Genomic DNA, 24,119 nt, shown 5'->3' with positions numbered 1-24,119 from the left:
TTTTGTTAATAAGAGCCCGGCCGTGTCCCTGTCCGCGGTGCGGGTGCGGAGACCCGCACGCGCACGGACGGAACGTCAGACGAGGGAGCGGCCGGGCAGCTCGACCTTCGCGCCCAGCTCGACCAGCTTCTCCATGAAGTTCTCGTAGCCGCGGTTGATCAGGTCGATGCCGTGCACCCGTGAGGTGCCCTGCGCCGCCAGCGCCGCGATCAGGTACGAGAAGCCGCCGCGCAGGTCGGGGATGACCAGATCGGCGCCCTGGAGCTTCGTGGGGCCCGACACGACCGCCGAGTGCAGGAAGTTGCGCTGGCCGAAGCGGCAGTCCGAGCCGCCCAGGCACTCCCGGTACAACTGGATGTGCGCGCCCATCTGGTTGAGCGCCGACGTGAAGCCCAGACGCGACTCGTACACCGTCTCGTGGACGATGGACAGACCCGCGGCCTGCGTCAGCGCCACCACCAGCGGCTGCTGCCAGTCGGTCTGGAAACCGGGGTGTACGTCGGTCTCCAGGGCGATCGCGTTGAGCGGACCGCCCGGGTGCCAGAAACGGATGCCCTTGTCGTCGATCTCGAACGCCCCGCCGACGCGGCGGAAGGTGTTCAGGAACGTCATCATGGACCGCTGCTGGGCGCCGCGTACGTAGATGTTGCCTTCGGTCGCCAGCGCCGCCGACGCCCAGGAGGCGGCCTCCAGACGGTCCGGGATGGCGCGGTGGTTGTAGCCGCCGAGCTTGTCGACACCGGTGATCCGGATCGTCCGGTCGGTGTCCATCGAGATGATCGCGCCCATCTTCTGGAGCACGCAGATCAGATCCTCGATCTCCGGCTCCACCGCGGCGTTCGACAACTCGGTGACGCCCTCGGCCAGAACGGCCGTCAGCAGCACCTGCTCCGTCGAGCCGACCGAGGGGTACGGCAGCCGGATCTTCGTGCCGCGCAGCCGCTGCGGGGCCTCCAGGTACTGCCCGTCGGCGCGCTTCTCGATCGTCGCGCCGAACTGGCGCAGCACCTCGAAGTGGAAGTCGATGGGCCGGCCGCCGATGTCGCAGCCGCCGAGACCCGGGATGAAGGCGTGGCCCAGCCGGTGCAGCAGCGGACCGCAGAACAGGATCGGGATGCGCGACGAGCCCGCGTGGGCGTCGATGTCGGCGACGTTGGCGCTCTCGACGTGCGACGGGTCGAGGATCAGCTCGCCGGGTTCCTCACCGGGGAGCACGGTCACACCGTGCAACTGGAGCAGCCCTCTGACGACCCGTACGTCACGGATGTCGGGCACGTTGCGCAGTCTGCTGGGCCCGCTGCCGAGAAGGGCGGCGACCATGGCCTTCGGCACCAGGTTCTTCGCGCCGCGGACGCGGATCTCGCCCTCCAGCGGGGTTCCGCCGTGGACAAGCATTACATCGTCTGTGCCGGTCATGAATCTCGCGTTCCGGGAGTCGTCGGACAGGGGGCCAAAGCAAAAGGGTAAGGGGCTTACGCCCCTCTCCCGTAAGGCATCGGACACCTCGGAGCCGTGGAGAAGGTGACAGAACACTTTCTGTTCGCCACCCCTTGCGTTGAGTCACCTTTCCGTTTGTGCGCGCTTCGGTGCCGGTTACGGCGCGTCCTTGCGCTCCCCGTGCCGCCGTGCGCCTGAGCTGCGATCACGCACACTCTGCCGCGCGGGCCCCAAGGAAGGCGAATGTGCGGGATCATGTCTCGCATGACCGAGGTGTCCTCGCTCACAGGCCGGCTGCTCGTCGCGACTCCGGCCCTGGCGGATCCGAATTTCGACCGCGCGGTGGTGCTCCTGCTCGACCATGACGAGGAGGGGTCGCTCGGCGTGGTCCTCAACAGGCCCACCCCCGTGGACGTCGGGGACATCCTGGCGTCCTGGGGCGGACTGGCCGGCGACCCCGGCGTCGTCTTCCAGGGCGGGCCGGTCTCCCTGGACTCGGCGCTCGGCCTCGCCGTCATCCCCGGTGACGAGGGGCCGCTCGGCTGGCGGCGGGTGCACGGCGCGATCGGCCTGGTCGATCTGGAGACACCGCCCGAACTGCTCGCGCGGGCGCTCGGCTCGCTGCGGATCTTCGCCGGGTACGCGGGCTGGGGCCCCGGCCAGTTGGAGGACGAACTGACCGAAGGCGCCTGGTACGTGGTCGAGTCGGAGCCCGGAGACGTGTCGTCGCCGCGCCCGGAGAGCCTGTGGCGCGCGGTGCTGCGCCGCCAGCGCAGCGAACTCGCCATGGTGGCCACCTATCCGGACGACCCCTCGCTCAACTGACGCGCCGCCCCGGCGGACGGCGGGTCGGCGTCCGCGATTCCGGCGGTGACCAGGCCCGTCTCGTACGCGACGATCACCAGCTGCGCGCGGTCCCGCGCCCCGAACTTCGTGAGCGGATGGCTCACATGGGTCTTCACCGTCGACAGGCCGACGAACAGGCGCCGGGCGATCTCGGTGGTCGTCAGACCGCGCGCCACCAGCTCCAGCACGTCGCGCTCGCGATCCGTCACCCCGGCGAGCCCCGCGCTGTTCCGCCGCGCCGGGCCGGGGCGGCGGGCGAACTCGGCGATCAGCCGACGGGTGACCGCCGGGGCGATCAGCGCCTCGCCGGCCGCCACCACGCGGATCGCGATGAGCACCGCGTCGCCGGCCGCCGGGGTGGGACGTTCTCGCTGGGCATGCGGCAGCGGCTCGGGATCGCCGCCGCGCTGCTCGGCGATCCCGGTGTGCTGCTGCTGGACTCCTGACGCTGCTGTGTCTGATTTCCGCCGGTGTCACGATGATGCTGCGCAGTACCGTCCTGGCCCTCGGCATCCTCGTCCCGCTGTTCTTCATCGTCTCCGACGTCCTCGCGAACCTGCCCGGCGTCGGCTCCGTCGCGCGGTACCTGCCCAACGTCGCCGGGGCCCAGATCCCGCGGGTCGTGCCCGACGACCGGATCGACATGGGCGCCGCGGGCGGGCTCGTTGTGCTGCTGGTCTGGACGGCCGCGGCGCTCTGCGGAGGGCTCGTGACGCTGTGTCGGCGCGACGCGTGAGCGGCCGGCCGCGGAGTGCTGGGTCCCGGGGCCCTCAGGATGGCCCGAGCGTGGGTACCCTTGGCGGTTATGAGCACTCTTGAGCCCGAGCGCGGGGCAGGTACGGGCACCCTCGTGGAGCCGACACCGAAGGTGTCGCACGGCGACGGCGACCACGAGCGCTTCGCCCATTACGTCCAGAAGGACAAGATCATGGCGAGTGCCCTCGACGGCACTCCGGTGGTGGCACTGTGCGGGAAGGTCTGGGTACCGGGGCGTGACCCCAAGAAGTATCCGGTCTGTCCGATGTGCAAGGAGATCTACGAGTCCATGGGCCCCGGCGGGGACAAGGACAAGGGCGGCAAGGACAAGAGCGGCAAGGGCAAGAGCTAGGCCCTGTCTTCAAAGTCCCGCCTGGCCTGCGACGCCTGGCACGGCGCCTCGCCGCGTTGTCGGAGTCGCCCAAGTACGCCCAGTACGAGGCCGATCCTCCGCCTTGCGATGCACCGCACCAGCCGCCGCAGGCCCCGCCCTACGGGCGGACGGCGCTACTTTGAAGACAGGCCCTAGGCCCTGTCGTCCGTCCGTCGTCCTGAAGAAGAACGCCGGACCGGCTGTGAACGGCTCCGGGGCGCGCGTCGAGCGCGCTCCGGAGCCTTTCGCGTACGCGGGGCGTGAGCGGGTAGACGGGGATGCGCGGGCTGATGGGGCGTACACGTGTGCCTGATCACCGATTGGTCGAGACCACTTGTCCGTACGTCCGGGCCGGGCCTAGTGTCCAGCGGGACGCTCAAAGACCCATTGACTCCGGCATATGCCAGCCGAACGAGGACTGAGGATTCACGTGATGGACCTGATCCCGGCGCCCGTCAGTGTCGAAGGCCCGCAGAGCGGCGGCTTCGTCCCCGATTCGGCCACCACACTCTGGGCGGCGCCCGGGACCGAGGGCACCGAGCGCTGGCTGCGCGCCACCGTCGGGGCGGCGCTGGGACTGCCGCTCGCCCCCGGCCCGGCCGGCGGCAGCAACGCCGTGTCGCTGCGCATCGACGAGTCCATGGCCCCCGAGGCGTACCGGCTGGACATCACCGCCGAGTGGGGCGCCGAGATCCACGGCGGCAGCGCGGCCGGCGTCTTCTGGGGCGCCCAGACGCTCCGTCAGCTCCTCGGCCCCAAAGCCTTCCGCCGGTCGCCCGTGTCCCCCGGCGTACGGCAGGAGATCCCCCGTCAGGTCATCGAGGACCACCCGCGCTTCGGCTGGCGCGGCGTCATGCTCGACGTCTCACGGCACTTCATGCCCAAGGACGGCGTGCTGCGCTTCCTGGACCTGATGGCCGCGCACAAACTGAACGTCTTCCACTTCCACCTCACCGACGACCAGGGCTGGCGCGTCCAGATCAAGCGCCATCCGAAGCTGACCGAGATCGGCGCGTGGCGGTCCCGGACCAAGTACGGCCACCGGTTCTCCGACCTCTGGGACGAGAAGCCGCACGGCGGTTTCTACACCCAGGACGACATCCGCGAGATCGTCGCGTACGCCGCCGAGCGGCACATCTCCGTCGTCCCCGAGATCGACATTCCCGGCCACTCGCAGGCCGCCATCGCCGCGTACCCGGAGCTGGGCAACACCGACGTCGTCGACACCTCGGCGCTGGACGTCTGGGACACCTGGGGCGTCAACCCGAACGTGCTCGCGCCCACCGACAACACCCTGCGTTTCTTCGAGGGCGTCTTCGAGGAACTGCTGGACCTCTTCCCGGCCGCCACCTCGCCGTTCATCCACATCGGCGGTGACGAGTGCCCCAAGGACCAGTGGAAGCGCTCGCCCGCCGCGCAGGAGCGGATCGCCGAACTCGGCCTGGCCGACGAGGACGAGCTGCAGTCCTGGTTCATCCGGCACTTCGACGGCTGGCTCTCCGCGCGCGGCCGGCGCCTCATCGGCTGGGACGAGATCCTGGAGGGCGGGCTCGCACCCGGCGCCGCCGTCTCCTCCTGGCGCGGATACGCCGGCGGGATCGCGGCCGCCAAGGCCGGCCACGACGTCGTCATGTGCCCCGAGCAGCAGGTGTATCTGGACCACCGTCAGGCGGCGGGCGCCGACGAGCCGATGCCCATCGGCTACGTCCGCACGCTGGAGGACGTCTACCGCTTCGAGCCCGTACCGCCGGAGTTGACCGGCGCCGACGCCGCCCATGTCCTGGGCACCCAGGCCAATGTGTGGACCGAGGTGATGCAGGACCGTTCCCGCGTCGACTACCAGGTCTTCCCGAGACTCGTCGCCTTCGCCGAGGTCGCCTGGTCCGCGCTGCCCGAGTCCCCGGACCGCGACTTCGCCGATTTCGACCGGCGAATGACCGCGCACTACAAGCGCCTTGACGCCCTGGGGGTCGATTACCGGCCGCCCGGCGGTCCGTTGCCCTGGCAGAAGCGCCCGGGACCGAACGGGGATTCGGCCGTTCTCGGACGTCCGATCGAGGGAGCACCCCCGAACGTGTGACCCCCCGACCGGGGCTGTCCGTACGAATAAGGCGTACAAGGAGTGCCGAATAATGGCATTTCGTATGTGTCGGTGAAGAGGCGTGAAAACGGACCTTCCCCTCGTTCAGGGGCGGATGCGTGCTTCATGGACCCTCGGACCGGTAGGCCCGGAAGATGTGCCAGAGTTGCCTCGTCCGGCCTGTGAGCACGTACGGTACGGCCAACACAGGCGGACAGCCGGGACACCGGGAAGGGGCAGCTGGGTTGACCACGCACGCACCGCAGACGGCGCAGTCCGTGACGCTGCCGGCCTCGCTCGACGAGGCCGTGGCGGCGCTGAGCGCCATGCCTGCCGCCGTGCCCGTCGCGGGTGGCACCGATCTGATGGCCGCCGTCAACAAGGGCCTGCTCAGGCCGGCCGGCCTGGTCGGCCTCGGCCGGATCAGCGAACTGCGCGGCTGGCACTACCAGGACGGACACGCCCTGCTGGGCACCGGACTCACCCACGCGCGCATGGGACGGCCCGACTTCGCCGCCCTCATCCCCGCGCTGGCCGCGTCCTCACGCGCCGCGGGACCGCCCCAGATCCGTAACGCGGGCACGCTCGGCGGGAACATCGCCAGCGCGGCCCCCACCGGCGACTCCCTGCCCGTCCTGGCGGCCCTGGAGGCGGACCTCGTCGTCGCGGGCCCCGGCGGCGCGCGCCGTGAGATCCCCGTCTCGCATCTGCTGGCGGGCCGCGAGATGCTCGCGCCCGCCGAACTCATCGGCTTCGTACGGGTTCCCCTGCTGCACGCCCCGCAGGTCTACCTCAAGGCCACCGGACGCACCGGCCCCGGCCGGGCCACCGCGTCCGTCGCCGTCGTGCTCGACCCGGCGCGCCGCGGCGTGCGCTGCGCGGTCGGCGCCATCGCGCCGATGCCGCTGCGCCCGCTGGAGGCCGAGCGCTGGATCGCCTCACTGATCGACTGGGACGCCGACCGCGGGCTGGCGCCCGAGGCGCTGGCGGCCTTCGGGGAGTACGTCGCCGCGGCCTGCATCCCCGACCCGGCTCCGGCGGCGGACGGGAGCGAGCCGCCCGCCCTGCCGCCCGCCGTGCTTCACCTGAGGCGTACCGTCGCCACGCTGGCTCGACGAGCACTGGGGAGGGCGCTGCCGTGACCACCGACGAGAACGAGAACTCCGGGACTCCGGAGGGGCGTCGACCGGACCCCGCGCACGGGCACCCGCAGGAGCGCGGCGCGTGGCAGCCGATCCCGCAGGGCGGCGAGTACGACGCCGAGGCGACCGCGTTCGTCCAACTGCCGCCCGAGGACCGGGCGGCCGCCCCGCTCGCGGCGCGCGGACACGGGTACGTACCGCCGACGATCGACCAGCGGCAGGCGCAGGCGGACGGCGGCATGGGTCCGGCGGGCGGCGGCCAGTGGGCGCCGCACACGCCGCAGGCGCAGCCCGATCCGTACGGGTACGCCCCGCAGGGGGCCGCCGGTCCGGACGTACCGCACGATCCGCGGGCGACCGGGCAGTGGTCGTTCGCCGCGGAGCCGACCGGCGCGGACGGCGGCGCGGGTGGTGCCGGTGGTGCCGACTCCCGTACGGAGCAGGGGCCCCCGGCCCCGTCGCAGCTCACCGGGCAGTGGGTGATCCCGGTCATCGGGGACGAGCTTCCCGACGAATCGGGCGAGTTCACGACGTCCATGCCCACCACCTCGCAGTGGTCGGGCGGTGCGCCGCCCGCCACACTTCCGGGTGGTGCGCGCGCCCCGTGGGCCCCCGAACCGGAACCGGTTCCGGAGCCCCTGGCGGAGCCCGTACCCGAACCGGCGCCGGAGGCCGCATCCGAGGCCGTCGAGCCGGTCGCGGACGTGGACGTGGACGTGGCGCCCGAGACCGGGCCGGTCGCGGACACCGCGACCGAGGCAGCGGCGGAACTCGCGCCCGAGCCCGCCACCACCCCCGAAGCGGAATCGGAAGCGGAACCGACACCAGAGCCCACCGCCCCCGAACCGGCACCCGCCCCCCTCACCACCAGCAACGACAGCGCCGAACACCCCGCCAACTCCTACGTCCTGCGCGTCAACGGCGGCGACCGCCCCGTCACCGACGCCTGGATCGGCGAGTCGCTGCTCTACGTGCTGCGCGAACGCCTCGGCCTCGCCGGCGCCAAGGACGGCTGCTCGCAGGGCGAGTGCGGCGCCTGCAACGTCCAGGTCGACGGCCGGCTCGTCGCCTCCTGCCTCGTCCCGGCGGCCACGGCCGCCGGATCCGAGGTCCGTACGGTCGAGGGCCTGGCCGCCGACGGCGAACCGTCCGACGTCCAGCGCGCCCTGGCCAACTGCGGCGCCGTCCAGTGCGGTTTCTGCATCCCCGGCATGGCCATGACCGTCCACGACCTGCTCGAAGGCAACCACGACCCCAGCGAGCTGGAAACCCGCCAGGCGCTGTGCGGCAACCTCTGCCGCTGCTCCGGATACCGGGGCGTGCTCGACGCCGTCGGCGAGGTCGTCGCCGAGCGGGCGGCGAGCGCCGAGGCCGCCGACGAGGCCCGTATCCCGCACCAGGCACCACCGGGCGCCGGCGGCGCCCACCCCGCACCTCTCGACCCGCACGACGGAGGCATGGCGTGAGCAACGACGCGGCCACCGAGACCCAGGCACTCGACGGCCCCCGGCAGGAGCCGCCCGCGCTGGGTCTCGGCGCATCACTCCCACCGGCCGACGCGCGCGCCAAGACCGAGGGCACATTCCCGTACGCCGCCGACCTCTGGGCCGAAGGACTGCTGTGGGCCGCGCTCCTGCGCTCACCGCACCCGCACGCCCGCATCCTGTCGATCGACACGGCCGCCGCCGCCGAAATGCCCGGTGTACGGGCCGTGGTGACCCATCTCGACGTCCTCGGCGACCCCTCCTACGGACGGCTCGTCGCCGACCGCCCCGTCTTCGCCTCCGAGGTCGTACGCCACCACGGCGAGGCCATCGCCGCCGTCGCCGCCGACCACCCCGACACCGCCCGGATGGCCGCCGCCGCCATCGCCGTCGAGTACGAGATCCTCGATCCCGTCACCGACCCGGAGAAGGCGTTCGAGGCCGAACCGCTGCACCCCGACGGCAATCTGATCCGCCACATCCCGCTGCGCTACGGCGACCCCGACCTGATGGGCGACGTCGTCGTCGAGGGCCTGTACCGCATCGGCCGCCAGGACCCGGCCCCCATCGGCGCCGAGGCCGGACTCGCCGTACCGCGCCCCGACGGCGGCGTGGAGATCTACACCGGCTCCACCGACCCGCACACCGACCGCGATCTGGCCGCCGCCTGCTTCGGCCTCGAACCCGACCAGGTCAAGGTCGTCGTCACCGGCGTCCCCGGCGCCACCGGCGACCGCGAGGACCCCGGCTTCCAGATCCCGCTCGGGCTGCTCGCGCTGCACACCGGCTGCCCGGTGAAGCTGGCCGCGACCCGCGAGGAGTCCTTCCTCGGGCACGCCCACCGGCACCCGACCCTGCTGCGCTACCGCCACCACGCGGACAGCGAGGGCCGGCTCGTCAAGGTCGAGGCGCAGATCCTGCTCGACGCGGGCGCGTACGCGGACGCGTCGTCCGAGTCCCTCGCGGCGGCCGTGGCGTTCGCCTGCGGCCCGTACATCGTCCCGCACGCCTTCATCGAGGGCTGGGCCGTACGCACCAACAACCCGCCGTCCGGCCATGTCAGGGGCGAGGGCGCGATGCAGGTCTGCGCCGCGTACGAGGGCCAGATGGACAAGCTCGCGGCCAAGCTCGGCATCGACCCCGCCGAACTGCGCCTGCGCAACGCGCTGGCCACCGGCGACATCCTGCCCACCGGCCAGACGGTGACCTGCCCGGCGCCCGTCGCCGAACTGCTGCGCGCCGTACGCGACTTCCCGCTCCCCGCGCTCCCCAAGGACGTCCCCGAGTCGTCCTGGCTGCTGCCGGGCGGCCCCGAGGGCGCGGGCGAGCCCGGCGCCGTACGCCGCGGTGTGGGCTACGCGCTCGGCATGGTCCACATGCTCGGCGCCGAGGGCACCGACGAGGTCTCCACGGCCACGGTCAAGGTCCACGACGGCGTCGCCACGGTCATCTGCGCGGCCGTCGAGACCGGCCAGGGCTTCTCCACCCTCGCCCGCCAGATCGTCCAGGAGACGCTCGGCATCGAAGAGGTCCACGTCGCGTCGGTCGACACCGACCAGCCCCCGGCGGGCCCCGCCACGCACGGCCGCCACACCTGGGTCTCCGGCGGCGCGGTCGAACGGGCGGCGAAGATGGTCCGTACGCAGCTCCTTCAGCCGCTGGCGCACAAGTTCGGCATGTCGACGGAGCTGCTCCAGATCACCGACGGCAAGATCACCTCCTACGACGGTGTGCTGTCGACCACCGTCACCGAGGCGATGGACGGCAAGGAACTGTGGGCCACGGCCCAGTGCCGTCCGCACCCCACCGAACCGCTGGACGAGTCCGGCCAGGGCGACGCGTTCGTCGGACTCGCCTTCTGCGCCATCCGCGCGGTCGTGGACGTCGACATCGAACTCGGCTCGATCCGCGTGGTGGAGATGGCCGTCGCGCAGGACGTCGGCCGGGTCCTCAACCCGGCGCAGCTCGCGACGCGTATCGAGGCGGGCGTCACCCAGGGCATCGGTACGGCCCTGACGGAGAACCTCCGTACGACCCGCGGTCTGGTACGCCGCCCCGACCTCACCGGCTACGCGCTGCCGACGTCCCTGGACGCGCCGGACATCCGGATCGTGAAACTGGTCGAGGAGCGCGACGTGGTGGCCCCGTTCGGCGCGAAGCCGGCGAGCGCGGCGCCGGTCGTGACGTCCCCGGCGGCGGTCGCGGCGGCGGTCCGCGCGGCGACGGGCCGCCCGGTCAACCGGCTGCCGATCAGGCCGCAGTCGGCCGTGGTGACGGCGGGATGAACGAAGCGGCGGGATGAACGAAGCCCTCCCCGAAGGAACTTCGGCGAGGGCTTCGAAAGGGACTTCTCCGGGACTTCCTCGGTAAGACCTCTCAAGGACTTTCTTAAAGAGGCCGTGGCGGGAATCGAACCCACGTAACTCGATTTGCAGTCGAGCCCCTGAACCACTCGGGCACACGGCCGTGCGTGCTGATGACCCGACCGTAAGCGGGCCGGCGTACGGCCCTCAAGGGCGCCGGGCACCCCGCAACGCGACTGCCACACGCCGTTCACGGTCGTACGACCAAGGGACGAGACCCGCACCGACCAGCGACAGGGTTCAACCGGGTCTACGCCCCTTACGCTGAGTCCATGACCGCCCTGGAACCGAGCGACGCCGCCGTCGCCGTCGAAGCCGCCGAAACCACATCGCACCATGCCGTCGACCCCGGTCAGGACGGCATCCTCGGCAAGACCCACCGGGCCCTGAGCATCGGCATCATCTGTGTCGTCCTGCTGATCGCCTTCGAGGCCACGGCGGTCGGTACGGCGATGCCGGTCGCCGCGCGCGAGCTGCGGGGCGTCTCGCTGTACGCGTTCGCCTTCTCCGCGTACTTCACCACCAGCCTCTTCGCGATGGTGCTCTCCGGGCAGTGGGCCGACCGCAGCGGCCCGCTCCGGCCGCTCGTCACCGGGATCACGGCCTTCGCGGTCGGTCTGCTGCTCTCCGGCACGGCAGGCGCGATGTGGCTGTTCATCGCGGGCCGGGCGGTCCAGGGGCTCGGCGGCGGCCTGGTGATCGTCGCGCTGTACGTCGTGGTCAGCCGCGCCTACTCGGAGCGGCTGCGGCCCGCGATCATGGCCGCGTTCGCCGCGAGCTGGGTGATCCCCTCGGTCGTCGGCCCGCTCGCCTCCGGCACGGTCACCGAACACCTCGGCTGGCGCTGGGTCTTCATCGGCATCCCGGTGCTGGTGGTGCTGCCGCTGGCGACGGCGCTGCCCGCGATCCGGCAGATGGCGGCCGGGCCCGCCGACCACGCTGCGCCCGTACCGGCCTTCGACCGGCGCCGGATCCGGCTGGCGCTGGCGATCTCGCTCGGCGCGGGTCTGCTCCAGTACGCGGGCCAGGACCTGAACTGGTGGTCCCTGCTGCCCGGCGTGGCCGGCGCCGCGCTGATCGTGCCCGCCGTCCTCGGCCTGCTGCCGCGCGGCACCTACCGCGCCGCCCGCGGCATGCCGTCGGTCGTCCTGCTGCGCGGCGTCGCGGCGGGCTCCTTCATCGCGGCGGAGAGCTTCGTACCGCTGATGCTCGTCACCCAACGCGGCCTGTCCCCGACGATGGCGGGCCTCTCACTGGCCGTCGGCGGCGCGACCTGGGCGCTCGGCTCGTACATCCAGTCCCGCCCCCGCATGGAGCCGCACCGCGAACGGCTCCTGATGGGCGGCATGGTCCTGGTCGCCGCCGCCATCGCCGCCGCCCCGAGCGTACTGATCGACTCGGTCCCGGTCTGGACCCTGGGCGTCGCCTGGGCGGTCGGCTGCCTCGGCATGGGCACGGTGATCGCGTCCACGAGCGTGCTGCTGCTGAAGCTCTCACCTCCTGAGGAGGCGGGCACGAACTCCGCCGCGCTCCAGATATCCGACGGCCTGTCGAACGTCCTGCTGCTGGCGGCGGGCGGCGCGGCGTTCGCGGCCCTGGGCGGCGGCGCGGTGGGCACCCACGACCTCTCCTCGGCGAACGCCTCCCACCCGGCGGCCTTCGCGGCGGTGTTCCTCCCGATGGCGGCGGTGGCACTGGCGGGGGTCTGGGTGGCGACGCGGGTGCGGGAGCGGTAGGTGCCGGCGCTCCCCGATGTGACCCGGGTCGCACCTGGCCCACCCCGGCTTGTTCGTACGAGGATCGGGCCGGGCCGCCGGTAGGGTGGCCCGGTTGTCGTATCTGAGCCCGCGCCCAGCCGTCCAGCCCGTGCCCCCGAGCGTCCGTGAACCGGAGACCGTGACTACTACCGCCTCCCACCACCTCTCACCCGCCTTCCCCGGCCGCGCCCCCTGGGGCACCGCCAACAAGCTGCGTGCCTGGCAGGAGAAGGCGCTTGAGCGCTATCTCCAGGAGCAGCCGCGGGACTTCCTCGCCGTCGCGACACCCGGCGCCGGGAAGACCACCTTCGCGCTGACCCTGGCGTCCTGGCTGCTGCACCACCACGTCGTGCAGCAGATCACCGTCGTCGCGCCGACCGAGCATCTGAAGAAGCAGTGGGCGGACGCCGCCGCGCGGATAGGGATCAAGCTCGACCCGGACTACAGCGCGGGCGCGCTGAGCAAGGAGTACCACGGGGTCGCCGTCACGTACGCGGGCGTCGGCGTACGCCCCATGCTCCACCGCAACCGCTGCGAGCAGCGCAAGACCCTGGTGATCCTCGACGAGATCCACCACGCCGGTGACTCCAAGTCCTGGGGCGAGGCGTGTCTTGAGGCGTTCGAGCCGGCCACCAGGCGCCTCGCGCTGACCGGTACGCCCTTCAGGTCGGACACCAACCCGATCCCCTTCGTCGCGTACGAGGAGGGCAACGACGGCATCCGCCGCTCCTCCGCCGACTACACCTACGGCTACGGCAACGCCCTCGGCGACGGCGTCGTGCGCCCCGTCATCTTCCTCAGCTACAGCGGCAACATGCGCTGGCGCACCAAGGCCGGTGACGAGGTCGCCGCCAAGCTCGGCGAGCCCATGACCAAGGACGCCATCTCGCAGGCGTGGCGCACCGCGCTCGACCCGCGCGGTGACTGGATGCCCAACGTGCTGCGCGCCGCCGACCAGCGCCTGACCGAGGTACGCAAGTCCATCCCGGACGCCGGCGGCCTGGTCATCGCCACCGACCAGGACCAGGCCCGCGCGTACGCCAAGCTCGTCCGGGAGATCACCGGGACCAAGGCGACCGTCGTGCTCTCCGACGAGGCCGCCGCCTCCAAGCGCATCGACGACTTCAGCGCGAGCGAGGACCGCTGGATGGTCGCCGTCCGCATGGTGTCGGAGGGCGTCGACGTGCCGCGCCTGGCCGTCGGCGTGTACGCCACCACCATCTCGACCCCGCTGTTCTTCGCCCAGGCCGTCGGCCGTTTCGTCCGCTCCCGGCGGCGCGGCGAGACCGCGTCCGTCTTCCTGCCGACCATCCCCAACCTCCTCGGCTTCGCCAACGAGATGGAGGTCGAGCGCGACCACGTCCTCGACAAGCCCAAGAAGGAGGGCGAGGAGGACCCGTACGCCGAGTCCGAGAAGGAGATGGCGGAGGCCGAGCGCGAACTCGACGAGGACACCGGCGAGCAGGACGCGCTGCCCTTCGAGGCGCTGGAGTCCGACGCGGTCTTCGACCGGGTGCTGTACGACGGCGCCGAGTTCGGCATGCAGGCGCACCCCGGCAGCGAGGAGGAGCAGGACTACCTCGGCATCCCCGGCCTCCTGGAGCCCGACCAGGTGCAGATGCTCCTCCAGAAGCGGCAGGCCCGGCAGATCGCGCACAGCCGCAAGAAGCCCGACTCCGAGGCGGATCTGCTGGAGCTGCCGGCCGACCGGCGGCCCGTGGTCTCCCACAAGGAGCTGCTCGAACTGCGCAAGCAGCTCAACACGATGGTCGGCGCGTACGTCCACCAGAGCGGCAAGCCGCACGGAGTGATCCACACGGAGCTGCGCCGCGTGTGCGGCGGGCCCCCCAGCGCGGAGGCCACCGGGGGCCAGCTCCGCGAGCGGATCAGACAAGTCCAGGAGTGGGCGACCCGGATGCGCTGAGCACGACTGCGCTGAGCACGTCTGCGCCGAGCACGACTGCGCTGAGGACGTCTGCGCCGAGCACGAACGTCTTTTTCCCGCCTCTCTTTTCCGTCCCTCTTCGCTGCCTCGGAGACGCCACCGCGGCGTCTCCGAGGTGTCTTCGAGGCGTTTCTACGCGCGTCCATTCATGGGAAATCGTATGAATAGTCAGCGTGAGTCCCTTTTCGATGCTTGTTGTGGCGCGAACGGGGAGCAACTGACCACCCATGACCGGATTCTGGACGAGGTCTTCCGCTGAGCGGTACGGATCGCTAATGTCCCGGCAACACATACGCGCCGTGGCAGCGCCGCCGCGGAGCGCAGCCGGTGCGCCATGGCCTGCCTGCCGGCGGCCTCTCCGTGCGTCGCCGATGGGACCGGTGCCGCGACTTCTGTGAGAGGACCGTCGTCACTCACTCCGAAACTCCGAAGGAGAGGGCGTCGTGACCGCGGAGACCTCCCAGACGCTCGACAGAGGACTGCGCGTCCTCAAGCTGCTCGCCGACACCGACCACGGGCTGACCGTCACCGAGTTGTCCAACAAACTCGGTGTCAACCGCACCGTCGTCTACCGACTTCTCGCCACCCTGGAACAGCACGCGCTGGTCCGCCGCGATCTGGGCGGCCGCGCCCGGGTGGGCCTCGGGGTGCTGCGCCTGGGCCGCCAGGTGCACCCGCTCGTACGGGAAGCGGCGCTGCCCGCCCTGCGCTCGCTCGCCGAGGACATAGGGGCCACCGCCCATCTCACGCTCGTGGACGGCGCCGAGGCGCTGGCCGTGGCCGTCGTGGAGCCGACCTGGACGGACTACCACGTCGCGTACCGCGCCGGCTTCCGGCACCCGCTGGACCGGGGCGCCGCGGGCAAGGCCATCCTGGCCGCCCGGCAGGGCTCGTACACCGAGGCGCGGTGCACGCTGACCCACGGTGAACTGGAGGCGGGCGCCAGCGGCGCCGCCGCCGCGCTCGTCGGGGTGACCGGGATCGAGGGCAGCGTGGGCGTCGTGATGCTCGCCGACTCGGTGCCGGAACGGGTGGGTCCGCGCGTGGTCGACGCCGCACGCGAGGTGGCCGACGCCCTGCGCTGATCCGGGGCGCTGGACCGGGGCGTGGAACCGGCCCGGGCACCGGCCGATAGATTGACACCGTGCTCTCTCGTCTCGCCGGCCTCTCGCGCCCCCGCACCCTCGCCCTCTCGGCGGTCCCGATCGTCGCGCTGCTCGTCGTCGTCGGAGTGGCCCCGCTGCCGTACGCGGTGGCCCAGCCCGGCCTGACCGCGAACGTCCTCGGCGACTACAAGGACACCCCCGTCATCTCGATCGAGGGCGCGCCGACCCGCGAGACGGAGGGGCGGCTGCGGATGACGACGATCCTGGCGACGGGACCGTCCGCCGACGTCGACTTCGCCGACGTGCTCGACGGCTGGATCCGGACGGACCGCGCCGTACTGCCGCGCGACTCCGTCTACCCGGCGGGCCAGTCCGACAAGGAGATCCAGAAGCACAACACCGACGCGATGGTGAAGTCGCAGAACTCCGCCGTCGACGCGGCCCTCGGCCAACTCGGCCGAAAGCCGGACTCCGTCGACGTCACCCTCCACCTCGCCGACGTCGGCGGCCCCAGCGCGGGCCTCCTCTTCGCCCTCGGCATCGTCGACATGCTCGACGGCGACGGCTCGGGCGGCGACCTCACCGGCGGCCGCGACATCGCGGGCACCGGGACGATCGAGACGGACGGCACGGTGGGCGCGGTCGGCGGCGTCTCCCTCAAGACCCAGGCGGCGGCCCGCGACGGCGCGACGGTCTTCCTGGTCCCGGAGGCGGAATGCGCCGACGCCCAGTCCGAACTCCCCGCCGGCATGCGGCTGATCCCGGTCAGGACCCTGAAGGACGCGGTGTCGTCACTGAAGGCGCTGGAACAGGGCGGCAAGGTGCCGAACTGCTGACGTCCCGACTGCCGGCCGGGTCCACGGTGGCGTCCAGGCCGCGCCACACCGGCAGTAGTACGGGGCTCAGTGTCGCCAGTAGGTAGACGCCGCCCAACAGCAGCAGCGCGGGGGACAGGCCGGCACCTTCCACCAGCAGACCCGCCGTCAGACCGCCCAGGGGCATGGTCAGTTCGCAGCCCGCGGTCATCGCGCCCGTCACGCGGCTGCGGAGCCGGTCCGGGACGCGTTCGTACATCACCGTCGTCAGGATCGGGTTGATCGTGCCGCCGGCCACGCCCGCCGCGCCCATGACCACGGCGAGCGCCACCGTGGAGTCGGTGAGCCCCGCCACCGCGAAGCGTGGTGCGCCGACGAGAAGGACGGCGGCGGCGAGGACTGTGCGGCGCCGGAAGCGGTGGCCGACGGCGCCGTACAGGAGTGCTCCCAGTAGGCCGCCCGCCCCGAACACCGCCGTGATCAGGCCCAGTTCGGCGGCGCCGCCGAGGTTCTGTTCGGCGTGGACCGGGAGCAGGACCGCGTTCCAGCCCTGGTCGATGCCGTTCATGAACATCACCATGAGGACGACCGCCGCCAGCAGTCGGGTGTGCGCCAAGTAGGCGTAACCCTCGCGCAGTTCGGAGCCGTACGTGCGCAGCGACACCGGCGCCATGTCCTTGACCGGCTCCGCTCCCCGTACGCCGCGCAGCCCGGCGGCGATCAGCAGCGCCGACAGCACGAACGTCGACGCGTCGAGCAGCAGGGCGACTTCGGCGCCGAGCAGTGCGATCACCAGGCCCGCGAGTGCCGCGCCGAGCATGCGGGCGCCGCGCTCGACGGCGTCGAAGAGGCTGGCGGCGCGGGTGAGTGAGGTGCCCGCGTGCTCGGCGAGGTCGGGGACGAGGACGTAGCGGGCTGTGTCGCCGGGGGTGTGGGCCAGGCCGTGGAGCGCCACCAGTGCGCAGAGTGTCCAGAACGGGAGCGCGTCGGCGCGGTGCAGCAGGGGGATCGCCCCGACGGACAGCGCGCACAGCACGTCCGACGCGATCGAGACGCGGCGCCGGCCGATCCGGTCGATGACCGGGCCGCCTATGAGTGCTGCGAGGACCACCGGGAGGGTGGCGCAGAAGGCCACCACTCCCGCGCGGCCGGCGCTGCCGGTGGTCTGGAGCACGAACCAGGGGATGCCGATCATGCTCAGCGTCCGGCCCGTGGCGGAGATCGCGTTGGCGATCAGTACGGCGGTGAGTGGCCACCGCCGTACAGGTTCAGCACTCATACGGGGCGGATACGGGCCGGGCGAGGCTGGTCGACGAGGTGTAGGCCCAACTCGACCAGGAGCCAGCCCAGTCGGAGTCGCAGCTGTGGGCGCGGAGGGCGGCGGTAGGCGGTTGCTTCGGCGTGGAGTTCGGTCGCGCGTATGGCGTGGAGCTGGAGGTGCACGTCGGAAAATGGCATGACAAATCGTCCCTTCGTGCGCCGGGTGTCCAAGCGCGGGAGTGGTGGTCAGGGAGAAGTGGTGCTCAGGCGTCCGGGGTGTCGAGCTTCTTCAGCGGGAAGGCGTGCAGATGGAGCCGTACCTGCGCCACGGACCCGTCGCCCTCGGGCACCGCGAGGTTCCGATAGCTGTCGATCAAGTCGTGTACCCGGCCGTCCAGTTCGGCCAGCAGTTCGGGGGTGAGTCGTAGCGTGAAGTCGCTGAAGTCGGCCTTCGCCGACCAGGTCTCCGGCCAGTCGTGCATGGTGCCCAGCCAGGTACTCAGCTCCTGGTCGTGCATGGAGGCGACCTCATGCATGAAGGTGTTCACCGCCCCGCGTACCTCGGGATTCGGGTCGTTGTGCAGGGCGTTGTCGAGCATGACGCCCTTGTTCGCGGCCTTCCACCAGCGCTCCCGGCCCTTCCCGCGCTCGGGGTCGTCCACTACGAACCCATGGTCGGCGAGCTGCCTCAGGTGATAGCTGGTGGCACCGCTCGACTCGCCCAGCCGCTCGGCGAGTTGGGACGCGGTGGCCGGGCCGTGGTGCCGCAGGGCGACCAGCAGCCGCATCCGCAGGGGATGGGCGAGGCCGCGCAGCGAGCGCGGGTCCAGGGTGCGGACGTCCGGCTCGGCTGCGTCGGGTACCTCGGGGTTCTCGGGCATGGGTCGAGCGTAGACATGCAAAGAAGTAGTTGCAAGGGTTTCTTTGCAACTACTTCTTTGTAAGTCCGCCGGGGGGCCGAAGGGCTCAGCCCTCCTTGATGAAGCCCTCCTTGATCAGCCAGTCCTTCGCCACCTCGTGCGGATCCTGGCCGTCCACGTCCACCTTCGCGTTCAGCTCCTGCGCGATCCCGGTGTTCAGCCGCTTGCTCAGCGGGTCGAGCAGGCCGGCGATCTCCGGGTACTTCTTGTACGTCGAGCTGTGGATCACCGGCGCCGCGTTGTAGTTCGGGAAGAAGCGCTTGTCGTCGGAGACCGTGTCCAGATCCAGGGACTTGATCCGGCCGTCCGTCGTGAACACCTCTCCCACCAGGCAGGAGTTGGACTTCGACACCTGCGTGTAGATGATGCCGGCGTCCATCTTCTTCACGGCGGACGCGGGGATGTTCATCCCGTACGCCTTCACCATCCCCGGCAGCCCGTCGTCCCGCGACGCGAACTCGTTCTCCACACAGATCGTGACCGCGCCCGGCTCCTTCTTCGACAGCGCGGCGACGTCCGACATCGTCTTGAGCTTGTACTTCGCGTTGTTCTTCTTGCTGATGCCCAGCGAGTACGTGTTGTTGAGCGTGGACGGCCGGAGCCAGCTCACGTCGTGCGACCGGTCCGCGTCCCGTACGGCCGTCCACTGCTTCCCCGAGTCGACGATCGGCTTCGCGTTGCCGAGGTACGTGATCCAGGCCGTGCCCGTGTACTCGTACATCGCGTCCGCGTCACCCTTGACGATCGCCTCGCGCGCGCTGATCGAGCCCGGCAGGTTCGTCCGGTCCAGGACCTCCGCGCCCGCCGCCTTGAAGATCAGGCCGATCATCTGGCCGAGGATGATGTTCTCGCTGAAGTTCTTCGACGTGACCGTCAGCGAGGCACCCTTGAGGGGTTCGCCCCGGCCCACCGAGCCGGGGACCACGTCGTCCACCATCGGGGAGCCGCTCTTGAGGCCGCAGCCGCCCAGAGTGGCGGCGCTCAGCAGCAGCGCCACCCCGCCCGTCACGAGTTTCCGGTATCGCATGGTGCGCATCAGCGCTCCTCCAGTCCGCGCGGGGTGAGGACCACTTCGACCAGCGAGGCCAGCCAGTCGATCAGCAGGGCCAGCGTCACCGTGAGCACCGAGCCGAGGATCAGGACCGGCATGCGCTGCGTCTGGATGCCCGAGGTGATCAGGTCACCGAGCCCGCCGCCGCCGCCGAAGGTGGCCAGGGTCGCCGTACCCACGTTGAGCACCAGCGCCGTCCGTACGCCCGCCAGGATCAGCGGTACGGCCAGCGGGAGTTCGACCCTGCTCAGCGTCCCGAGCGCCGACATCCCTATGCCGCGGGACGCCTCCACGAGCTGTGGGTCGATGGCCTTCAGACCCGCCACGGTGTTGGCGAGCACCGGCAGCACCGCGTAGATGACCATGCCGACGATCGCCGTGGACGGGCCGATGCCCAGCCAGATCACCAGCAGTGCCAACAGTCCGATGGCCGGGGTCGCCTGGCCGATGTTGGCCAGGGCGGTCACCGCCGGCGCCGCCTTCGACAGACCGCGCCGGGTGAGCGCGATGCCCAGCGGGATCGCGATGATCAGCACCCAGAAGGTGGAGATCGCGGTCAGTTCGACGTGCTGCCACAGGCGCAGCTGCACATTGCCGCCCGCGAGCGAGTTCCTCGCGATCGAGTCGAGCGAGACATTCGTGATCCACACGAACGTCAGCAGCAGGACGACCGCGATCACGGCGGGCACCGTCACCAGCTTGGCCCAGGTGATCCGGCGCTTCGGGGCGGCGGCCGGCACGGCCGGCTCCGACTCCTCGTCCCGGAAGGCGTGGCCCTTGACGTCGTACTCGCCCGGTGGGCGCTGCTTCTGCGCGGGAGAACTCATGCGCCCGCACCGCTCTCCGGCGCCGGCTCCTGCCCGGTCCTCGATTCCTGGCCGGAGCGCTCCCGACGCTGTTCCGCCAGCTCGTGCTGGTGCTCGAAGGCGGTGAGCCGGTCCGCCTCCAGCATCTCCTGGACGGACGTCATCAGCGTCTGCATGTCGACGACACCGATGTACTCGCCGCGCCTGCCGGTCACCGCGACCCGCCCGCCGCTGTCGGTCAGGACCGCCTCCAGCGCGTCGTGCAGGGTGGCGTCCCTGGTCACCGTGTCGTGCACCAGTTGGCCCGCGTTGGCGAGCGAGCCCTTGGCGCGCGACAGGTCGCCGCGGCGCAGCCACTTGTACGGGCGGTTCTTCCGGTCCAGCATCAGCAGCTCGTTGTGCGGGCCGCTGCTCAGCTTGTTGAAGATCGACTGCAGCGGGTCCTCGACCGTCACGGTCGGGAACTCGGCGATCTCCACCTCCCGTACCCGGGTGAGGTTCAGCCGCTTCAGGGCCGCGCCCGCGCCCACGAAGCCCGACACGAAGTCGTCGGCGGGGTTGGTGAGGATCGCCTCGGGGGTGTCGAACTGCGCGATGTGCGAGCGCTCCCGCAGGATCGCGATCCGGTCGCCGAGCTTGATCGCCTCGTCGAAGTCGTGCGTCACGAACACGATCGTCTTGTGCAACTCGTGCTGGAGACGGATCAGTTCGTCCTGGAGATGGTCCCGCGTGATCGGGTCGACGGCGCCGAACGGCTCGTCCATCAGCAGCACCGGCGGGTCGGCGGCCAGCGCCCGCGCCACGCCCACGCGCTGCTGCTGGCCGCCGGAGAGCTGGCGCGGATAGCGGCCGTGGAACTCGCGCGGGTCGAGCCCGACCAGGTCGAGCATCTCCTCGACGCGGTCCTTCACCTTCGACTTGGACCAGCCGACCATCTTCGGTACGAGCGCGATGTTCTCGGCGACCGTCATGTGCGGGAAGAGGCCGGACGACTGGATCGCGTAGCCGATCTGCCGGCGCAGCTTCACCGGGTCCATGTCGGTGACGTCCTCGTCGTTGATCCTGATCCGCCCGGACGAGGGCTCGATCAGCCGGTTGATCATCTTGAGGGTGGTCGACTTACCGCAGCCGGACGGGCCGACGAGGATGACGGTCTCGCCCGCCTTGATCTCCATGGAGACGTTGTCCACGGCCGGGTTCGGACTGCCCGGATAGCGCTTGGTGAGGCCGTCGAGCTGGATGGTGGCGCCGCTCGTGGAGCCGTTGGAGCCGGTGGAGGCGTTTGTCACAGTGCTCGTGCCACCGTTCGCGACACCGCTCGTGGCCCGGCCGGCGGCCTCACCGGCCGCCTCGGCCGTCTTCGGGTCAGAGGTCTCAGACACGGATCCCCCTCGGGATGGTGAGTCGGCCGAGCAGGACATACGCGGCGTCGAAGAGCAGGGCGAGGATGACGATGCCGATCGTCCCGGCGAGCACCTGGTTGATCGCGTTGGCGCTGCCCAGCGAGGCGATGCCACGGAAGATCTCGTTGCCGAGGCCGGGGCCCGACGCGTACGCGGCGATGGCGGCGATCCCCATCAGCATCTGGGTGGAGACCCGGATCCCGGTGAGGATCGGCGGCCAGGCGAGCGGCAGCTCGACCTTGAGCAGCCGGGCGGTACGTGACATGCCGATGCCCTTGGCGGCGTCCACCAGGTCCGGATCCACGCCGCGCAGTCCGACCACGGCGTTACGGACGATGGGCAGCAGCCCGTACAGCGTCAGGACGATCACCGTGGGCGCGACGCCGAGGCCGACCAGCGGGATGAGCAGGCCGATGGCGGCCAGCGAGGGGATGGTCAGGATGGAGGCGGTGGACAGGATCGCCAGGTTGCCGCCCCAAGGGCTGCGGTAGGTCAGTACGCCGATGACGACCCCCAGGACGGTGGCGATCACCATGCACTGGAAGACGGCGCTGGCGTGCTGGAACGAGTCGGTGAGCAACTGCTGGTGGCGGTTGGCCAGGTAGTCCCAGAAGTCCACGGCGCTCCTCTCTGATGGGTCGGGCCGGGTCGGCCGGCCGGGTTGGCCGGTCCGGTCAGCCGGGTCGATCGGGCCGGTCCCCGTCGGTGTCCTGTGCGGCCTGCTCCACCAGCGGGATGATCCGCAGCGGAACGGGGTTCTCCATGACGATCGCCGTGGAGGCCCGCTGGATCCCGGCGAAACCGACAACCCGGTCGATCACCCGTTGGAGATCGGCGTTCGAACGAGCGACGAGTCGGCAGAGCATATCCCCGGTTCCGGTGGTGGTATGCAGTTCGAGGACCTCTGGAACGCTGCTCAAATGCGCTCGAACATCCGATCCTTGTCCCTGCTTGATCTCCAGGGTTGCGAACGCCGTTACTGGGTAGCCGAGAGCGGCCGGATCGACGTTCGGGCCGAATCCCCGGATGACCCCGTTCGTCTGCAACCGGTCCAGCCGCGCCTGTACGGTCCCGCGCGCCACCCCCAGCCGGCGTGACGCCTCCAGCACCCCGATACGGGGCTCCCGTGCCAGCAGGACGATGAGCCTGCCGTCGAGCCCGTCGATTCCCATGGCGCCTCCTGAGGCGGTCGGTGGTGGCCGTTCCGGTGGTCATCCTGTGCAGATGGTCCGGTCATCCTCGCCCCTCGCTGTACAGACTGCCCAGCGAAAGCGCGAACTGTTGCGCACCTTGCGGAACGGGGAGACGCTGCCGTCATGGCAGATACCTCGGTGAACCTCGATTCCGCCCCGTCCACCGCGCGCGACGCCGACCCCTTCCCGGTCAAGGGAATGGACGCCGTCGTCTTCGCCGTCGGCAACGCCAAGCAGGCGGCCCACTACTACTCGACGGCGTTCGGCATGAAGCTGGTCGCCTACTCGGGCCCGGAGAACGGCAGCCGCGAGACCGCGAGCTACGTGCTCACGAACGGCGCGGCCCGCTTCGTCTTCACGTCCGTCATCAAGGCGTCCTCGGAGTGGGGCCGCTTCCTCGTCGACCATGTCGCCGAGCACGGCGACGGTGTGGTCGACCTCGCCATCGAGGTGCCGGACGCCCGCGCCGCGTACGCCTACGCCACCGCGAACGGCGCCACCGGCCTCCAGGAGCCGTACGAGCTGAAGGACGAGAGCGGCACCGTCGTACTCGCCGCCATCGCCACGTACGGCAAGACCCGTCACACCCTGGTCGAGCGGAAGGGCTACGACGGCCCGTACCTGCCCGGCTACGCCACCGCCGCTCCGATGGTCGCGGCCCCGCAGAAGCGCACCTTCCAGGCGATCGACCACTGTGTGGGCAACGTCGAACTCGGCAGGATGAACGAGTGGGTGGCGTTCTACAACAAGGTCATGGGCTTCACGAACATGAAGGAGTTCGTGGGCGACGACATCGCCACCGAGTACTCCGCCCTCATGTCGAAGGTCGTGGCTGACGGCACCCTCAAGGTGAAGTTCCCGATCAACGAGCCGGCGATCGCGAAGAAGAAGTCGCAGATCGACGAGTATCTGGAGTTCTACGGCGGCGCGGGCGTCCAGCACATCGCGCTCGCGACGAACGACATCGTCAGCTCCGTACGCACCATGCGGGCCGCCGGTGTCCAGTTCCTCGACACCCCCGACTCGTACTACGACACGCTCGGCGAGTGGGCGGGCGAGACCCGGGTGCCGGTCGAGACCCTGCGCGAGCTGAAGATCCTCGTGGACCGCGACGAGGACGGCTATCTGCTGCAGATCTTCACCAAGCCGGTCCAGGACCGGCCGACCGTGTTCTTCGAGATGATCGAGCGGCACGGCTCGATGGGCTTCGGCAAGGGCAACTTCAAGGCCCTGTTCGAGGCGATCGAGCGGGAGCAGGAGAAGCGCGGCAATCTCTGACGCGTAGTTACTTCTGCGCGTTGCCGTACGCGGAACGAGGCGCGGCCCCACCGGAGTTAACCCTGGGGCCGCGCCGCTGTACACAATAGTCGGACGAGCTGATG

General features: G+C 70.8%; 22 protein-coding genes, 1 tRNA gene and 1 pseudogene. 13 read left to right on the top strand and 11 right to left on the bottom strand.

Annotation, left to right across the window (positions count from 1 at the left end; translation table 11 throughout):
• Positions 1-75 precede the first annotated feature (75 nt).
• Positions 76-1,416 carry a UDP-N-acetylglucosamine 1-carboxyvinyltransferase gene (gene murA, locus ACFUN8_RS29410; RefSeq protein WP_383643970.1) on the bottom strand — a complete coding sequence of 447 codons (1,341 nt, stop codon included), beginning with the start codon at positions 1,414-1,416 and terminating at the stop codon, positions 76-78.
• A 285-nt stretch (positions 1,417-1,701) separates the two neighbouring features.
• Between murA and ACFUN8_RS29405 the strand changes: the two genes are divergently transcribed.
• Positions 1,702-2,262: a YqgE/AlgH family protein gene (locus ACFUN8_RS29405; protein WP_383643967.1), complete on the top strand. Its 561-nt coding sequence runs from the start codon at positions 1,702-1,704 to the stop codon at positions 2,260-2,262.
• On the opposite strand, the gene ACFUN8_RS29400 is transcribed toward ACFUN8_RS29405, so the two are convergent.
• Entirely contained in the window at positions 2,235-2,621 is a 387-nt protein-coding gene (locus ACFUN8_RS29400) for a response regulator transcription factor (RefSeq protein ID WP_383643964.1), read from the bottom strand. The two genes, ACFUN8_RS29405 and ACFUN8_RS29400, sit on opposite strands and share 28 nt — an antisense overlap.
• A 3-nt stretch (positions 2,622-2,624) precedes the next feature.
• Here ACFUN8_RS29400 and ACFUN8_RS29395 point away from each other — a divergent pair.
• The 7 genes and pseudogenes from ACFUN8_RS29395 to ACFUN8_RS29365 all read left to right on the top strand — a co-directional run.
• A pseudogene (locus ACFUN8_RS29395) lies at positions 2,625-2,723 on the top strand (ATP-binding cassette domain-containing protein); the annotation flags it as partial.
• 38 nt (positions 2,724-2,761) lie between these two features.
• Entirely contained in the window at positions 2,762-3,019 is a 258-nt protein-coding gene (locus ACFUN8_RS29390; protein WP_383643961.1) for a hypothetical protein, read from the top strand.
• Positions 3,020-3,088: 69 nt separating this feature from the next.
• Positions 3,089-3,391: a DUF3039 domain-containing protein gene (locus ACFUN8_RS29385; protein WP_031231446.1), complete on the top strand. Its 303-nt coding sequence runs from the start codon at positions 3,089-3,091 to the stop codon at positions 3,389-3,391.
• A gap of 454 nt (positions 3,392-3,845) precedes the next feature.
• Entirely contained in the window at positions 3,846-5,492 is a 1,647-nt protein-coding gene (locus ACFUN8_RS29380; RefSeq protein WP_383643958.1) for a beta-N-acetylhexosaminidase, read from the top strand.
• A 245-nt stretch (positions 5,493-5,737) separates the two neighbouring features.
• Positions 5,738-6,634, top strand: coding sequence for an FAD binding domain-containing protein (locus tag ACFUN8_RS29375; RefSeq protein WP_383643955.1), 897 nt, complete (start codon positions 5,738-5,740; stop codon positions 6,632-6,634).
• Positions 6,631-8,100 (top strand): (2Fe-2S)-binding protein, encoded by a 1,470-nt coding sequence (locus ACFUN8_RS29370; protein WP_383643952.1) that lies wholly within the window; start codon positions 6,631-6,633, stop codon positions 8,098-8,100. The genes ACFUN8_RS29375 and ACFUN8_RS29370 overlap by 4 nt, the downstream gene beginning before the upstream one ends.
• Positions 8,097-10,403 carry a xanthine dehydrogenase family protein molybdopterin-binding subunit gene (locus ACFUN8_RS29365; RefSeq protein ID WP_383643949.1) on the top strand — a complete coding sequence of 769 codons (2,307 nt, stop codon included), beginning with the start codon at positions 8,097-8,099 and terminating at the stop codon, positions 10,401-10,403. The genes ACFUN8_RS29370 and ACFUN8_RS29365 overlap by 4 nt, the downstream gene beginning before the upstream one ends.
• 109 nt (positions 10,404-10,512) lie before the next feature.
• Here the strand turns inward: ACFUN8_RS29365 and ACFUN8_RS29360 are convergent.
• Positions 10,513-10,584, bottom strand: a tRNA-Cys gene (locus ACFUN8_RS29360).
• Between the two features lie 169 nt (positions 10,585-10,753).
• Here ACFUN8_RS29360 and ACFUN8_RS29355 point away from each other — a divergent pair.
• The 4 genes from ACFUN8_RS29355 (at position 10,754) to ACFUN8_RS29340 (ending at position 16,125) form a co-directional block, all read left to right on the top strand.
• Positions 10,754-12,217 carry an MFS transporter gene (locus ACFUN8_RS29355; protein WP_383643946.1) on the top strand — a complete coding sequence of 488 codons (1,464 nt, stop codon included), beginning with the start codon at positions 10,754-10,756 and terminating at the stop codon, positions 12,215-12,217.
• 160 nt (positions 12,218-12,377) lie between these two features.
• A complete protein-coding gene (locus ACFUN8_RS29350; RefSeq protein ID WP_383643943.1) occupies positions 12,378-14,162 on the top strand; it encodes a DEAD/DEAH box helicase in 1,785 nt (594 codons plus the stop codon).
• A 464-nt stretch (positions 14,163-14,626) separates the two neighbouring features.
• Complete coding sequence (locus ACFUN8_RS29345) at positions 14,627-15,268, top strand: IclR family transcriptional regulator (protein WP_023541417.1); 642 nt, start codon at positions 14,627-14,629, stop codon at positions 15,266-15,268.
• A 59-nt stretch (positions 15,269-15,327) separates the two neighbouring features.
• Positions 15,328-16,125 (top strand): S16 family serine protease, encoded by a 798-nt coding sequence (locus tag ACFUN8_RS29340; protein WP_383643940.1) that lies wholly within the window; start codon positions 15,328-15,330, stop codon positions 16,123-16,125.
• Here ACFUN8_RS29340 and ACFUN8_RS29335 read toward each other — a convergent pair.
• From ACFUN8_RS29335 to ACFUN8_RS29300, 8 genes are all read right to left on the bottom strand, one after another.
• Positions 16,055-17,383, bottom strand: a complete 1,329-nt coding sequence (locus ACFUN8_RS29335; RefSeq protein ID WP_383643936.1) for an MFS transporter — start codon at positions 17,381-17,383, stop codon at positions 16,055-16,057. The two genes, ACFUN8_RS29340 and ACFUN8_RS29335, sit on opposite strands and share 71 nt — an antisense overlap.
• Positions 17,380-17,562 (bottom strand): hypothetical protein, encoded by a 183-nt coding sequence (locus ACFUN8_RS29330; protein WP_383643933.1) that lies wholly within the window; start codon positions 17,560-17,562, stop codon positions 17,380-17,382. The genes ACFUN8_RS29335 and ACFUN8_RS29330 overlap by 4 nt, the downstream gene beginning before the upstream one ends.
• A 65-nt stretch (positions 17,563-17,627) precedes the next feature.
• On the bottom strand, positions 17,628-18,245 hold the full coding sequence (locus tag ACFUN8_RS29325; protein WP_383643930.1) for an ArsR/SmtB family transcription factor: 618 nt from the start codon (positions 18,243-18,245) through the stop codon (positions 17,628-17,630).
• An 85-nt stretch (positions 18,246-18,330) separates the two neighbouring features.
• The gene (locus ACFUN8_RS29320) at positions 18,331-19,311 is read right to left on the bottom strand and encodes a glycine betaine ABC transporter substrate-binding protein (RefSeq protein WP_383643976.1); all 981 of its coding nucleotides are present in this window, start codon (positions 19,309-19,311) and stop codon (positions 18,331-18,333) included.
• An 8-nt stretch (positions 19,312-19,319) separates the two neighbouring features.
• A complete protein-coding gene (locus tag ACFUN8_RS29315; protein WP_383643927.1) occupies positions 19,320-20,162 on the bottom strand; it encodes an ABC transporter permease in 843 nt (280 codons plus the stop codon).
• On the bottom strand, positions 20,159-21,430 hold the full coding sequence (locus ACFUN8_RS29310; protein ID WP_383643973.1) for a betaine/proline/choline family ABC transporter ATP-binding protein: 1,272 nt from the start codon (positions 21,428-21,430) through the stop codon (positions 20,159-20,161). The genes ACFUN8_RS29315 and ACFUN8_RS29310 overlap by 4 nt, the downstream gene beginning before the upstream one ends.
• 85 nt (positions 21,431-21,515) lie before the next feature.
• The gene (locus tag ACFUN8_RS29305) at positions 21,516-22,163 is read right to left on the bottom strand and encodes an ABC transporter permease (protein ID WP_383643924.1); all 648 of its coding nucleotides are present in this window, start codon (positions 22,161-22,163) and stop codon (positions 21,516-21,518) included.
• Positions 22,164-22,218: 55 nt separating this feature from the next.
• Positions 22,219-22,716, bottom strand: coding sequence for an Lrp/AsnC family transcriptional regulator (locus ACFUN8_RS29300; protein ID WP_383643921.1), 498 nt, complete (start codon positions 22,714-22,716; stop codon positions 22,219-22,221).
• Between the two features lie 144 nt (positions 22,717-22,860).
• Between ACFUN8_RS29300 and hppD the strand changes: the two genes are divergently transcribed.
• Positions 22,861-24,015, top strand: coding sequence for a 4-hydroxyphenylpyruvate dioxygenase (gene hppD, locus ACFUN8_RS29295; protein WP_383643918.1), 1,155 nt, complete (start codon positions 22,861-22,863; stop codon positions 24,013-24,015).
• Positions 24,016-24,119 lie beyond the last annotated feature (104 nt).

This window comes from Streptomyces sp. NPDC057307, from assembly GCF_042667665.1.
GTDB lineage: Bacteria > Actinomycetota > Actinomycetes > Streptomycetales > Streptomycetaceae > Streptomyces.
The sequence above is the reverse complement of the archived record's forward strand: the minus strand, read 5'-3'. Positions and strand labels throughout refer to the sequence as shown.

What these genes read in the sequence shown, in the direction of transcription:
- ACFUN8_RS29385 (WP_031231446.1), top strand. Translation starts at nt 3,089, where the DNA reads ATGAGCACTCTTGAGCCCGAGCGCGGGGCAGGTACGGGCACCCTCGTG.
- ACFUN8_RS29380 (WP_383643958.1), top strand. Translation starts at nt 3,846, where the DNA reads ATGGACCTGATCCCGGCGCCCGTCAGTGTCGAAGGCCCGCAGAGCGGC.
- ACFUN8_RS29320 (WP_383643976.1), bottom strand. Translation starts at nt 19,311, where the DNA reads ATGCGATACCGGAAACTCGTGACGGGCGGGGTGGCGCTGCTGCTGAGC.
- ACFUN8_RS29300 (WP_383643921.1), bottom strand. Translation starts at nt 22,716, where the DNA reads ATGGGAATCGACGGGCTCGACGGCAGGCTCATCGTCCTGCTGGCACGG.
- ACFUN8_RS29355 (WP_383643946.1), top strand. Translation starts at nt 10,754, where the DNA reads ATGACCGCCCTGGAACCGAGCGACGCCGCCGTCGCCGTCGAAGCCGCC.
- ACFUN8_RS29405 (WP_383643967.1), top strand. Translation starts at nt 1,702, where the DNA reads ATGACCGAGGTGTCCTCGCTCACAGGCCGGCTGCTCGTCGCGACTCCG.
- ACFUN8_RS29335 (WP_383643936.1), bottom strand. Translation starts at nt 17,383, where the DNA reads ATGAGTGCTGAACCTGTACGGCGGTGGCCACTCACCGCCGTACTGATC.
- ACFUN8_RS29390 (WP_383643961.1), top strand. Translation starts at nt 2,762, where the DNA reads ATGATGCTGCGCAGTACCGTCCTGGCCCTCGGCATCCTCGTCCCGCTG.
- murA (WP_383643970.1), bottom strand. Translation starts at nt 1,416, where the DNA reads ATGACCGGCACAGACGATGTAATGCTTGTCCACGGCGGAACCCCGCTG.
- ACFUN8_RS29315 (WP_383643927.1), bottom strand. Translation starts at nt 20,162, where the DNA reads ATGAGTTCTCCCGCGCAGAAGCAGCGCCCACCGGGCGAGTACGACGTC.
- ACFUN8_RS29330 (WP_383643933.1), bottom strand. Translation starts at nt 17,562, where the DNA reads ATGCCATTTTCCGACGTGCACCTCCAGCTCCACGCCATACGCGCGACC.
- ACFUN8_RS29325 (WP_383643930.1), bottom strand. Translation starts at nt 18,245, where the DNA reads ATGCCCGAGAACCCCGAGGTACCCGACGCAGCCGAGCCGGACGTCCGC.
- hppD (WP_383643918.1), top strand. Translation starts at nt 22,861, where the DNA reads ATGGCAGATACCTCGGTGAACCTCGATTCCGCCCCGTCCACCGCGCGC.